Origin of the sequence: Microcoleus sp. MOSTC5 (genome assembly GCF_036701825.1) — a bacterium.
GTDB classification, from domain to species: domain Bacteria; phylum Cyanobacteriota; class Cyanobacteriia; order Cyanobacteriales; family Microcoleaceae; genus Microcoleus; species Microcoleus asticus.
The window spans coordinates 1-12830 of sequence record NZ_JAUBRK010000107.1; the positions used below are offsets into that span (position 1 = coordinate 1).

Annotated in this window: 13 protein-coding genes and 1 pseudogene; 8 read left to right on the forward strand and 6 right to left on the reverse strand. The window is 47.5% G+C overall.

Annotated features, from left to right (window positions below; all coding sequences use genetic code 11):
- A pseudogene (locus QUA54_RS32365) lies at positions 1 to 491 on the forward strand (hypothetical protein); the annotation flags it as partial.
- Between the two features lies 1 nt (position 492).
- Here QUA54_RS32365 and QUA54_RS32370 read toward each other — a convergent pair.
- The 6 genes from QUA54_RS32370 to QUA54_RS32395 form a co-directional block, all read right to left on the reverse strand.
- Complete coding sequence (locus QUA54_RS32370; protein ID WP_333418923.1) at positions 493 to 1272, reverse strand: DUF6816 family protein; 780 nt, start codon at positions 1270 to 1272, stop codon at positions 493 to 495.
- 254 nt (positions 1273 to 1526) lie between these two features.
- A complete protein-coding gene (locus tag QUA54_RS32375) occupies positions 1527 to 1934 on the reverse strand; it encodes a ChuX/HutX family heme-like substrate-binding protein (RefSeq protein ID WP_333192555.1) in 408 nt (135 codons plus the stop codon).
- Positions 1935 to 2135: 201 nt separating this feature from the next.
- Positions 2136 to 3089: a PhoH family protein gene (locus QUA54_RS32380; protein WP_172186121.1), complete on the reverse strand. Its 954-nt coding sequence runs from the start codon at positions 3087 to 3089 to the stop codon at positions 2136 to 2138.
- A 370-nt stretch (positions 3090 to 3459) separates the two neighbouring features.
- Positions 3460 to 3948: a KH domain-containing protein gene (locus QUA54_RS32385; protein WP_246276635.1), complete on the reverse strand. Its 489-nt coding sequence runs from the start codon at positions 3946 to 3948 to the stop codon at positions 3460 to 3462.
- Complete coding sequence (gene rpsP, locus QUA54_RS32390) at positions 3920 to 4204, reverse strand: 30S ribosomal protein S16 (protein ID WP_242721878.1); 285 nt, start codon at positions 4202 to 4204, stop codon at positions 3920 to 3922. The genes QUA54_RS32385 and rpsP overlap by 29 nt, the downstream gene beginning before the upstream one ends.
- Positions 4205 to 4285: 81 nt before the next feature.
- Entirely contained in the window at positions 4286 to 5620 is a 1335-nt protein-coding gene (locus QUA54_RS32395; protein ID WP_333418926.1) for a D-alanyl-D-alanine carboxypeptidase, read from the reverse strand.
- A 356-nt stretch (positions 5621 to 5976) separates the two neighbouring features.
- On the opposite strand from QUA54_RS32395, the gene plsX reads away from it, so the two are divergent.
- The 7 genes from plsX to QUA54_RS32430 all read left to right on the forward strand — a co-directional run bounded on the left by plsX (position 5977) and on the right by QUA54_RS32430 (position 12786).
- Positions 5977 to 7026, forward strand: coding sequence for a phosphate acyltransferase PlsX (gene plsX, locus QUA54_RS32400; RefSeq protein WP_333418928.1), 1050 nt, complete (start codon positions 5977 to 5979; stop codon positions 7024 to 7026).
- Between the two features lie 163 nt (positions 7027 to 7189).
- Complete coding sequence (locus QUA54_RS32405; RefSeq protein WP_333418930.1) at positions 7190 to 8191, forward strand: beta-ketoacyl-ACP synthase III; 1002 nt, start codon at positions 7190 to 7192, stop codon at positions 8189 to 8191.
- Positions 8192 to 8596: 405 nt separating this feature from the next.
- Positions 8597 to 9478 (forward strand): ACP S-malonyltransferase, encoded by an 882-nt coding sequence (fabD, locus tag QUA54_RS32410; protein ID WP_172186101.1) that lies wholly within the window; start codon positions 8597 to 8599, stop codon positions 9476 to 9478.
- Positions 9479 to 9865: 387 nt separating this feature from the next.
- Positions 9866 to 10579 carry a PspA/IM30 family protein gene (locus QUA54_RS32415; RefSeq protein ID WP_333418932.1) on the forward strand — a complete coding sequence of 238 codons (714 nt, stop codon included), beginning with the start codon at positions 9866 to 9868 and terminating at the stop codon, positions 10577 to 10579.
- Positions 10580 to 10589: 10 nt separating this feature from the next.
- Positions 10590 to 11531 carry a phosphate ABC transporter substrate-binding protein gene (locus QUA54_RS32420; protein WP_333418934.1) on the forward strand — a complete coding sequence of 314 codons (942 nt, stop codon included), beginning with the start codon at positions 10590 to 10592 and terminating at the stop codon, positions 11529 to 11531.
- Positions 11532 to 11723: 192 nt separating this feature from the next.
- Positions 11724 to 12362 (forward strand): lysophospholipid acyltransferase family protein, encoded by a 639-nt coding sequence (locus QUA54_RS32425; RefSeq protein ID WP_333418936.1) that lies wholly within the window; start codon positions 11724 to 11726, stop codon positions 12360 to 12362.
- A 154-nt stretch (positions 12363 to 12516) separates the two neighbouring features.
- Complete coding sequence (locus QUA54_RS32430; protein ID WP_333418938.1) at positions 12517 to 12786, forward strand: hypothetical protein; 270 nt, start codon at positions 12517 to 12519, stop codon at positions 12784 to 12786.
- Positions 12787 to 12830: the final 44 nt, after the last annotated feature.

Below are 12830 nucleotides of genomic sequence, written 5' to 3' on the forward strand. Positions count from 1 at the left end.
ATGCTTTCATTAGCTTTGACTACCAAATGATATTTTATTCTTATTTATTGTACCGCATAACAGCGGAAACCGCTGTATTAAAAAAAATACCAGAATGTGCTGACATAAAAATATTTGTTGGGTTTGCCACGCCGGAAATCGAAGCTTGGATTATTGCTGATTGGAATAATTCAATAGCTAAAAATTCAGATTTTCGAGGCAGACATGAACGGATGCGTTGGTGGCTGAGGACACAAAGAAAAGTTTCTTTTGAGAATCCCGAATCATTTAGTGAATACGATGCTGAAAAAGATTGCTGTCGAGAAAAACTATCAGAAGCTTTAGTTGAGTCAAGTGTTCAAGATGAAGTCGATCGCGATAAAGCACGCTTTTCTAAAGGATACCATACACCTTTGCTATTGATGGCAATCGATCCGAATGAAGTTCAAAAAAAATGTCCGTTATTTCGCGAACTCTATAACTATCTCAATAATTTTTGTCGTTCTTCTTAGCTTATTCTCCCGGTAACAACTCCAACCGATATCGATACAAAGCCACAGGATGCCCCCCAGCAGCAAAATAATCCGGGTCTTGCGGCGACAAATAAATCGCTGTCACCTGATCGGCTTCAATTCTTTTACTCGCAGAATCGCCATTTTCTCCGCCTCCAACAACTCGATAAGCCGTTGTTGTCTCCACCTCATTCAAATAAATATCAGACTCTCCCCGAAACACCTGCTGAGAAATTTCTGTAGACACAAACTCGCGAGGATTCGGCGTCTCAGCCCCCCGACTGGTAACAATCGAAATTAGTTGGCGCTCCCCTTTCAAAACAGTAATTTGGCGGTTGGGATTGGTCGGATCGACTTTCACCGAAAGTACGCCACCATCGCCTAAATAAGCTTTGGCAATATTCAAACCGTTAAAAGTGCGATCGGCTACAATTTTTTTAGCATTTTTAGATGTATAATTATAACCAAAAACAATATTTTTTTCAGGTTGAAATCGCACTTTAAATAATACTGGCTGCTGCAAATACTGGCGGTTGCTTTCAAACCCAGGCGTCACAATATTTGGGGCTAAAGGAGCGGCTAAATCCACCAAAGTGCTCGCAACATTCCAATTGCCGGCCATCCAGTCGGGATATACCAAATCTCCCTTAGCGACAGCGATAGGAGGCTTGCTTTCCCAATTTGGAAAACTGGATAGGCGATCGCCCAAAACCCCCGCCCTCGCACCGTCACCCCACAGCAACACCAGCAAAATTAAACAAAAACTCCAAATTACCTTCATACCCAATTACATTCAAACAACTAACCTTCTGTCTCTCTTTCTCTTCTTTATCTCTTCTCTGCGTTCTCTGCGCCCTCTGCGGTTCATTAATTCAAAAATTAGACAACAAATGAGTTAAACATCATATTTTCTACCTTCTCAGAAACAGGCATCCTGCCTGTTACACAAAAATCAATTTTATTCTTGTGGGGAGTAGGGGTTGGGCAGGATATCCAGCCCCCAATATGCAATTTTAAGGTAAAAAAGCCTATGTTTTAAAGCGCCTCAACAGGTGCAGGTTCCCAAACTTCCCCGTATTTCTCCTGCAATTGATGCCAATTTTCCACCTGTCCCGGTTCGTATTCCCCCGGCTTTCCCCACTGCAAAAATGCGCTCAAAGCAGCCTCATTTTGTTCGTCCAGAAAACGAATTGCATAAGTAGTAAAATTCCCTCTTTTCGCCTCGCCAGTTTCAAACTTCACCTGTTTGATTTTGTCCATATTCAAGTGAAACTCAAATATATCGGCGTGCATATTGGCATATTTACCCTTCGGCAACTCCGCATAAAACAGCTTGTGAATTGAACCGCGAACTTCCAGCACAGCCGCGCTGCTAGTCACGATTAAACGCAGCGTTCCCAATTGTTCGCAAGCTTCCAAGAATTCTTTCAGAGTCGCAGTCATATCAATTTTGGATTGTGGATTGTGGATTTTGGATTAAATCGATAATAAGAAAATGGGAGTTGGGAATTAGGAAAAGGAATTAGAGAAAAAAGGATAATTCTTCCTTCTTCCTTCTCTCCTAGATAACTAAAGCCTCTCCTAGATAACTAAAGCCTTCTTCCTTCTTTTTACCACCTCGCGAAGTCGAAGGGCCTTCTTCCTTCATGTTTCGTGCAGTTCGTAAGCAGCGACAATCCGCTGCACTAGCGGGTGTCGCACCACATCCGCCTGAGAAAATTCGCAGAAAGCAATGCCCTCAACGTTGCGCAGAATGTTTTGGGCAACTGACAATCCCGACTGTTGGTTTGGTGGCAAATCTGTTTGAGTGATATCGCCCGTCACTACCATTCTCGATCGAAAGCCCAGACGAGTCAACACCATTTTCATTTGAGCCGGCGTCGTATTTTGAGCTTCGTCCAAAATTACGAAAGCATTGCTGAGAGTGCGCCCCCGCATATAAGCTAAGGGAGCTACTTCGATCAAGCCTCTTTCCATTAAATCAGCCATTTTTTCAGGGTCGATCATTTCTTGCAGGGCGTCGTAAAGCGGGCGCAAATAGGGATCGACTTTTTGCTGCAAATCTCCCGGCAAAAACCCTAGTTTTTCGCCTGCTTCTACAGCCGGCCTGGTTAAGATTAGCCGTTCGTACTGTTTGCTTAACAAAGCTTGGATGGCGAAAATAGCTGCTAAAAATGTCTTGCCAGTACCGGCGGGGCCGATGCAAAATGTCAGGTCATGGGTGCGTACTGCTTGGACGTACTGCCGCTGCTTGAAGGTTTTGGCTCTAATTTCTTCGCCTCGGCGTGTTTTGGCGAGAACGTCTCGCTGCAAGTCTTGTAAATCGCCTTGGCGGTTGGTATCCAAAGCTTGGCGCGCCGTCTGGATTTCAACTCCGGTAATATTTTTGCCTGATTTCCAATAGTCAGAGAGCGATCGCACTAATTTATGACACAATTCTACTTGACTTTTCGTGCCGGAAATTAGCAGTTCTTGCCCTCGCATTACCAGGTTAGCGCCGGTTTGCTTAGAGATAATTTTCAGGTTTTCTTCTTGATGGCCCGAGAGCGACATCGCGCTTTGAGTGCTCGGCAACTCTATTGTTAATTTTTCAATCATGCCAACATAAGCTCCTCCAAATAAGCAATTAAAAGTTAACAATTAACAGTTAAATCAGTCACTTTTTGCGAACAAAAAAACGCCAGTTACTAGGTTTTACCTAGTATCTAAGGCGTCTTTTAGATTTAGCTCCCAAATGAGTTTGGTGCTTGAGATACAAATCAAATCTCCTTTAAATCAAGTCAGGCAACTTTAGATTTTAGATTTTAGATTTTAGATTTTAGATGTACCTCATCCCGCTGACATTTGAGATTTAAAATTTTACATTTGTGTCCGATCGCAAAATCGGCAATCTCAAATCAAGCGGGGCTTGTAATACAAAGTTTACAACAGGCAATCTAAAATCTAAAATTGTTTTTTGGTTCTGCAGTTAATAACCGGGAGTATTTCTGCTCGTTCTAAACGTAGGTGTGTTAGTACGGCGAGGTTGTTCTCTCGGAGTTCTGCTAGCTAAGGGACTCGGCGACGGAGGCGGCGTCCGGGGTCGGAAGTCGCCTCGCGGCTCGCGCGATCCGCGATCCGGGCGATCGCGATCCGGGCGATCGCGATCGCCCCTGGGCGGCGAGGAGCCACGATCGCCCGCTTCGCCATCGTATATATCTAAGTAGAGCGACTGACCCGCCGTCTGCGCCACCGCTTCGAGCGTAGTTCTAATTGCCTGAATATTGCGTCCGCCCCTACCGTAAACCCGACCTTTGTCGGGATCTTCAAAAGCGAGCCTAACCCAGACCCGCGATTGGCGCGGGTGCAGTTCGCAATCTACCCGCAAAGAGCCTGGGGTCTCTAAAAAAGGCCCAATTAAAAACTTAACCAGTCCAGCGTAGTTGGGACTAGCTGACTGCTGCTGTGCTGGATTCAACGTTGGCTCCGGCTCCGACTTGTTCAAATACATGGGCTTTTCTGAGGATGTCACGCACGGTGTCAGTTGGCTGAGCGCCTTCTTGCAGGCGCTTGACAATCGCTGGAACATCCAGCCTGGTTTCGTTATTTCTGGGGTTGTAATAGCCGAGCTCTTCTAGGGGACGGCCGTCGCGGCGGGTAGAACTGTTCATCGCTACAATCCGGTAGCTTGTCTCGCGTTTTTTCCCGTATCTCTTCAATCGCAGTTTGATCATCTTCTTGCAGAATAGTCTTGTTTCAATTCTAAGCTATTATGTCGGTCGTCTTTCTGCGAACCCCAACTCAACCCCTATTTCTTAACCTCCCAGCAAAATATCGCTGCGATTTGCTGCCCCCAAGGCAGGTCTGCCGCCGTCAATGTGCGGTGTAATTGCTAGTGGCAAAGTCAATGCAGTTCCCCACTGCTGCACCAATTTTTGCAAAAATATATCTTGCTGTTCTCTCAAAGAGTCCCAATCGGTGCCGCGATTAATAATTGCAAACCACACTAAACCCCGATCGCGCGTGGGTATGGCTCCAGCCAAAGCAATCACGGTGTCCAAACTACCTGTTTTTACCACAGCAGATCGCGGAATGTGCCGGTGTTCTACAGTGCCTTTATCGCGCCCGGACACCGGAAACAAGTCAGCAATCGTCAGCCCAGTAGTCTGAAGGTTGCGCGCGATCGCCTGCATCATCCCACAAGCCGCCCTCGGAGACATCTGATTTTCCACTCCCAATCCCGAACCGTTAACCAATTGGAGTTCCTCCTCCGGCACCCCCGCCGCCCAAGTCGCTTGCTGCTGCACTATCTTTGCCCCGCCCAAATCGTCTGCCAGCATCTGAGCCATTTCATTATCGCTGTGGACGTTCATCTGCTTGAGAATTTCGGCTAAAGGGAGCGATCGGCGCTTCAGCAGCAAATGCCCTGAACTCACAAATTTCTCAGCAATCACGCTGCCGGCCACCGTTACTTGCGGCTTTCGAGTTCCCGGAGCCATCTTAGAATACATTGCCACCACGTCCTGAGGCCAACTGCGACCGTCGAGGGCCTGTCGAAGTATCTCCCCCGCAGCCAAAGGATCGGACTGGTAATTCATGCGGAAATTGCCTGTCACCACCAAATTTCCCGCTACCCGATCGATACCCATTTGATTGAGAGCATTGCCCACGGCGATCGCCTCCTCCCACACAAACAGCGGATCGCCCCCGCCGCTGACCACCAAATCTCCCTCCAATACACCATTGCTAATCGGCCCGGTTGCTCGGAACCGCGTTTCAAACTGATAATCCGCGCCCCAAGTCTCCAGCGACGCCAGAGAAGTCGCAATCTTAGTCAGCGAAGCCCCAGGCATCAGCACTGTCCCCTGCTGACTTACCAGCGGCACCATTCCCGCTTGCACCCAAATTCCCTGATTCCCATCAATCAGGTTCTTGTCTTTTAAGTCTTTTAAATATTCCCGCACCGTCGCTTCTGCGGGCAAGTCTGGATTTGCCGCACTTATTCCCCCAAAAGCCAAATCTTCGGCCACCACTAACCCGGGTATTCCTCCCCGCCAAGCCAGCACTGACGCAGCATTAGGCGCGGCAGTGCCTACCCCAGCCATGTCCAGCCACAGAGACATCATCCCTGAGCTAAATAAATCCAGCATTTTTTACTCCTAAAGTCAATCGATTTTAGATTTTAGATTTTAGATTTCAGATTGAAGAAAGCGCTCCCACTGATAAATCCGGGGGCAAGTGATGAGGATGGGGAGCTTTTTTCTCGCTCCACGGATGAATCCGGGGTTCCCGGACTAAAGTGCTTGGGATCATGTAAACTATTTCATTGATTTTTTCAATTTGCAGGCAAAAATAGTAAAGTAGTGACAAAACAAGCTCTATCAGAGTAGTCGGAAATGAGAATTGTCCGATCGGGCGCGAGCGGATTTTAGTTCTTTATTCAGACTTCTGGATTCACGCTCCTGACTTCCTGGTAGAATTTTTAGTGTTTCTCAAACATTGGTCAATGGGATCGACACGCGCAAGAATTGCAATAGACGCTATGGGTGGGGATCATGCCCCCGCCGAAGTTGTAGCTGGAGCGCTTAAGGCACAAGAAGAATTAGGCGTAGAGATTTTGCTCGTGGGCGACCCGCAGCAAATAGAAGACTCGCTCCGGCAACAAGACGCGATCGGCCGCGTCTCTACAGGTCAGCTAGAAATCGTTCCTTCTGAAGGAGCGGTGGAAATGCACGAAGAACCTTTGAGTGCCCTCAAACGCAAGCCCAACGCTTCGATTAACGTAGCGATGAACTTGGTAAAGCAGCAGCAAGCTGATGCTGTGGTGTCCGCCGGTCACTCCGGCGCGGCTATGGCTTCTGCCCTGCTCAGGTTGGGCCGGCTCCCCGGCATCGATCGCCCTGCGATCGGTGCGGTTTTGCCGACAATGGTACCGGGCAGCTCTGTACTCATTCTCGATGTCGGCGCTAATGTGGACTGCCGCCCCAAATTTTTGGAGCAGTTCGCTCTTATGGGAACTATTTACAGCCAGTGCGTGCTGGGCGTCGCCGAACCTAAAATCGGCCTGCTCAACATTGGCGAAGAACCTTCTAAAGGCAACGACGCAGCGGTGCGAACCCACCAGTTATTGGTGGACAACCCTAACATTCCTTTTGTGGGCAATGCCGAAGGCCGCGACGTGCTGTCGGGGAACTTCGACGTAATTGTCTGCGACGGGTTTGTCGGCAACGTATTGTTGAAGTTTGCCGAAGCGGTGGGCGAAGTCGTGGTGCAAGTGCTTAAGGAAGAATTGGCGGCCGGACTCAAAAATCAAATTAGCGCTCCCCTCCTGCAAGAAAGCCTCAAGGGCTTTAAGCAGCGGGTAGACCACGTTGAACACGGCGGCGGTTTGCTATTGGGCGTTGCTGGAGTTTGCATTATCAGCCACGGTTCGTCTCAAGCTGCCTCGATTTTTAATGCCATTCGTTTGGCGAAGGAGGCTATTGACAACCAAGTGCTGGAGCGAATTCGATCGTCCAATCACCAAAGCGCTCTGGAACAAGAAGCTGTGAATTAGAAGCAGTAAGTAGGAATTAAAAATTAAAAATGTAAAATTAAAAATGTCAGCTTAAACCAACTGTTTTGCTTAAAAAAAAGTAATTTCAGCAGTTTAAAAAATAATTTTAATTGGTAGTTTTTAATTTTTAATTTCTCGATCGATCGCTCATAAATGGAGAGGAATGTTGCAGCAATCAGGGTTCGGCATTGCCGTCACGGGTAGCGGTTCTTGTACACCGCAGGTTTCGCTGGATAATAACGGTTTGAGTCAGATAGTAGAAACTTCTGACGAGTGGATTGGGGCGCGGACGGGCATTCGCTCCCGCAGGCTGGCGGACGATCGCACTTCTTTGTGCGATTTAGCGTCCGAGGCATCGCTTCAGGCGATCGCCATGGCAGAAATTTCGCCGACAGATATTGATTTGATTATTTTGGCGACTTCAAGTCCTGACGATTTGTTTGGCTCTGCCAGTAAAATTCAATATCAGTTGGGCGCCACAAAAGCTGTGGCTTTTGATTTGACAGCAGCTTGTTCGGGCTTTGTTTTTGGTTTAGTTACAGCCGCGCAGTTCATTCGGACAGGGGTTTATCAAAATGTTTTGCTGATCGGAGCAGATATTTTATCTCGCTGGGTGAATTGGTCGGATCGGGGTACTTGCATTCTATTTGGAGACGGTGCAGGTGCGGTGGTATTGCAAGCTTCAGAAATCGATTCCTTTTTGGGATTTGAAATTCGCAGCGACGGCACGCAAAATTCCTCTCTCAATTTGCCCTACAAAGCCGAGTCAAAAGAATTAATTGAGGGCGTCAGCGTCGGAGTTGGCGGATTTCATCCCATCACAATGAACGGTCAAGAAATCTATCGCTTTGCCGTGAGAAAAGTGCCGGAAGTCATAGAAAAAGCTATGTTTCGGGCAAATATTAGCGCTGCTGAAATTGACTGGCTGTTGTTGCACCAAGCCAATCAGCGGATTCTTGATGCAGTGGCCCAAAGGCTAAACATTCCCCCCGAAAAAGTAATCAGCAATTTGGCGAATTACGGCAATACCTCAGCGGCTTCAATTCCCCTTGCCTTAGACGAAGCCGTGCGTTTGGGTAAAGTTAAAGCGGGCGATACTATTGCTGCTGCTGGTTTCGGTGCAGGTTTGACTTGGGGGGCGGCGATTTTTCAATGGGGAAGGTAATATTTGGCGGCAGGCTGTAAACTTGCTCCGGTTATTGTCGGGAATTCGACCCTTGCAAAATACAAATCCTTGAACACGCCATACATAGGGCAAGGTGCGCAGCCGTACACTCTCGGGGCAGGAGTTATTGACAAGCGCGCCCTGAGATTGAAAATCCTCTATTCTTCGATCGACTTCCCCTGGCTTGAAGATGGAAAATTTTGTTACGGCTATTAATCTGATTCAAGTAGCAAAAAAAATATAAAAATCGTAAAAAGCGCAACTATTATGTTATAATTGTGAGTCGCGAGTAGAGAGTTCGTTAACCGAAAGATAGCGGATACCAGCAAGCGAACTTAGAAGCGGGAAACAAAGAATTTTTGCAATCACCAATTAGCAACCACCAATTAGCAGATAACCGGAAAAATGACTAAAACAGCATGGGTATTTCCCGGACAAGGTTCCCAGGCGATCGGGATGGGTGCAGACTTATTAAACTTGCCAACAGCCAAAGCCAAATTTGAGCTCGCTAAAGAAATTTTAGGCTGGTCTGTCCCGGAAGTTTGCCAAAAAGAAGAAGCAAAACTATCTCGGACTCTCTACACTCAGCCTTGTTTGTTCGTAGTAGAAAGTATTTTGACCGACTTAATGCGAGAAAAAAGCGATCGACCAGCGGTCGTTGCCGGTCACAGTTTAGGAGAATACGTTGCCCTCTACGCAGCAGGCGTTTTTGACTTTGAAACCGGATTGCGCTTAGTCAAACGCCGCGCCGAACTCATGGACACTGCCTCCGGCGGGCAAATGGTGGCTTTGATCGGGTTCGACAGGCAGGAACTAGAACTGCAAATTCAATACAGCCGAGACGTGGTGCTGGCAAACGACAACAGCGAAGCACAAGTCGTGATTTCTGGAACGCCCGCAGCAGTAGAAGATTTGCTTGCCAAAATCAAAGTCAAACGCGCCGTTAAATTGAATGTTTCCGGTGCATTTCACTCTCCCCTGATGGCATCAGTGGCGGCAGAGTTTCAACTAGCCTTAAAGTCTGCAAGATTTTCCGATGCTAAAATGCTGGTGCTCTCGAACTCAGAACCGTCAGCGACTACCAGCGCAGCCACTTTAAAGCAGCGGTTGACTCAGCAGATGACTAAAGGCGTGCGGTGGCGAGAAATTTCCCTGCAATTGCCACAACAAGGAATCGATCGCGTAGTGGAAATTGGCCCGGGCAAAGTTCTCACTGGTTTGATCAAACGGACTTGTCCGGATTTAACGCTGGTAAATGTTAGTAGTGTTGCAGATTTGCCCGCTTAATCTATTTTTAGCCTGTTATTAAACGGCAGGTTATTAACTTTAAAATTAATTGGCCCGAAGAGTGCCGAATAATAAATAGCACAACAGGCAAATCCGAATATTGGCTGTTGTGCAAATTAGGGATAGACGATCCAGACAGCTAGAAAATCTTTATCAAAAATCTCGATATCGATCGACCTGACCGAAAGCATCCAGGATACAAGCCCCCGGATTCATCCGTCCAGAAATAAAAAAACTGTATCGGATGAAACTTGCCCCCCGAATTTATCCGTGGAGTCAATGCTTCAAATCTAAAATCTAAAATCTAAAATCTAAAATCGATTGACGGGGCGATCTACAAATCCTGATGTAAACTGGGCGTAAAAACCAAGCTTATCTGGTGTTTGTATGAAAAAAGTCCTTTACTGGTTGATGGGCGACAAGGCAGGCAGAACCATAGTAGGTGCCTGGAACTGGATGTGGGGACTGCCGGTAGAATCCGGCGGCCAGGTGTCGGTGGCGGTAGCCGAAGAGTCGCTGCGATCGATGCAAGAATCAGTTCAAAAGCTAGCAGCAGCAGTCTCCACCCAAGTTGCAGCCTACCAGCGGGCCAAAACGAAATATGAACAAAAAGTTAGGGAAATGCAAACCGTAGAGCGCCAAGCCATCACAGCCCAGCGCCACGGCAACGAAGAAGCAGCCCGCTTGGCAATGGCGAAGGTAATTCAGACAGAACAAATCCTGCCGCAATTAGAATCCCAAGTAAAACAAGCCGAACAATACGTCAACGCTTCCAAAGACAAGCTAAATCGAGAGCGGATGAAGCTGGAAGCCTACAAAACCGATATGCAAAATATGAAAGATATGGCCGAGATTAACGAAGCCCTCGGAGCCATATCCAAAGTCAACAACGACCTCAGTATCGATTCAGCTCGATCGCAGTTTGAGCAAGCCAAAAACGCCGTCCACGGCCGCAACCTCAAACAGCAAGCTTTAGCAGAAATATCTGAGAATCCCCAAGAAAGACTTCAGGCAGAATTAGAAAATATGACCTTAGACGATGAAGTTAATCGCAGGCTACAAATGTTAGACGCCTCGAACAACAAAGAACTTCCCAACTAAGGACAATTTTATGGCTAAGAGCGGGCCTCCCCCCATAGTTTTTATCCTGTTATTTCTCTTGCTAGCCGGTGGTGGCTGGTTCTTTTTTCTCAACAAACCAGCGTCGCAAGATGTTAGTAACCATCCCCCCACTCCCGCACCTGCAGGCGATGTCGTCCCACTTCCGGTCGCGCCAGTAGTCGGCGGCGCTTCGCCTGTTGCAGCTAGTTCCTTTGCGCTTCCAGCTTCTGTTCCTGCGGGTACGACTGTCAGAATTCAAGGTTCTACCAGTATGGTGACAATCAACCTCAACCTTAAGAATGGCTTTCTAGCCAAGTTTCCTGGCACTAGAGTTGATTCCAAAGCTAACGGTTCTGCAAAGGGAATTCAAGATTTGGTCGCAGGAACAGCCGATATTGCTGCGGTATCGCAGCCTTTGACGGCTCAAGAACAAGGTCAGGGTTTGGCAGCGGTGCCTGTTGCCCTAGATACGATCGCCCTCGTAGTCGGGATTAACAACCCGTTTAAAGGAGGTTTAACTTCCGCTCAAGTTCAAGATATCTTCAAGGGAAATGCTCAAGACTGGTCGAAAGTCGGCGGCCCGGCAGGCCCGATTAAAGTGATAAATCGACCCGAAGTTAGCGGCACTCACCAAACGTTTAAAGAACAAGTGCTCTCTGGCGCTAATTTTGGCACGGGGCCCAATATCACTAAGCTCGATCGAGATGCTACAACTCCTCTGCTGCAAGCTTTAGGCAATAACGGCATTGGCTATGCGACTTTCGCTCAAGTAGTCAATCAGAAAACGGTGCGCGTTGTTCGAGTCAACGGTGCGACGCCGGATGCTGGTAACTATCCTTACAAGCGGCAGTTGTACTACGCCTACAAAAATCCTCCTAGCCAAGCAGTTAAGGATTTCTTGGGCTACGCGACTTCTTCGGAAGGACAAAAAGCCATGCTGGCCGGAAATTGAGCCTTTGCAAACGTCCGAAATTCAGGAGTTGACCAGACTTCTGTCGGGATCTACACAAGTGATGTCCGCGCAGGCGGACTTTCTTATTGGGCTGGATAAGGTGTGCACCCTACAAACCTCAAAATACTATTCCTTTGTCATTGCTGAACTGATAGGCTAATATTCGGTGTAATTTAAAATCTCAGGTTTTCTGTGAGCAAAAGTCGCGAACCAGTCGAAAGTTTACTTCTCTACTATTTATTCAAATGGTCAATTGTCAGCCCGATGCTGCACCTGTACTTTCGGGGCCGTATCTACGGTGCAGAAAATGTTCCGACAGAAGGGCCGCTGGTGGTAGTCAGCAATCACGCCAGCGATTTTGACCCGCCGATTTTGTCAAATTGCATGAGGCGGCCGGTCGCATTTATGGCAAAGGAAGAGTTATTTAAAGTTCCTATTTTGAAGCAGGCAATTACGCTTTACGGTGCTTATCCAGTGAAGCGGGAAAGTGCAGATCGCAGTGCAATTAGATCGGCTATCAACTCTTTGGAAAATGGCTGGGCGACGGGTGTATTTTTGCAGGGAACTCGCACGCCAGACGGCAGAATTACTGAACCTAAATTAGGTGCTGCGCTGATAGCTGCCAAGGCAAAAGCGCCGCTGTTGCCTGTTAGCTTGTGGGGAACTCATGCGATTGGGTCGAAAGGTTCGGGAATGCCGCGTCCGGTGCCGCTGACGGTGCGAATTGGCAAGTTAATTGAAGCGCCCGGTTCGTCGGATCGCGAGGAGTTGGAAGCGCTGACTCAAAGATGTGCGATCGAGATAAATGCGATGCACGATTTGGGTCGCTGATTTTATAACTTTTGTTGCTGTTTTTCAGGTTATATCTACAGATAGATGAATGCTAAAGATAAAAACCGAAAAATATCAATATAAGTGATTGAAAACAAGCGCAATAATTAGGCTTGAATTAGAGCTTAATTAGACAGGAGATAAGAAGAAACATATGGTAACAAGCAATCAAACCCGCGCGTTGGGATTGTTTTCTAACCGCGAAGATGCCGAGCAAGCTCTGACAGAATTGAAATCTTCCGGGTTTCCAATGGATAAAGTTTCGGTTGTTGCGAGGGATGCAGGCGAGTCTGTAGGCGAGACTGAAACGATCGCTCAGGTGGGCGATAAAAATCTAGACACAGGAGCAGGAGTGGTAGGAGACACTCTGACAAATAGTGCTTTAGCCACCTTGCTAGGGCGTCGGTTCAGTATTAGGAGTTGACAAAAAAGACTGAAAATGATATGTGAATTGAGAAGCCTGTTAAA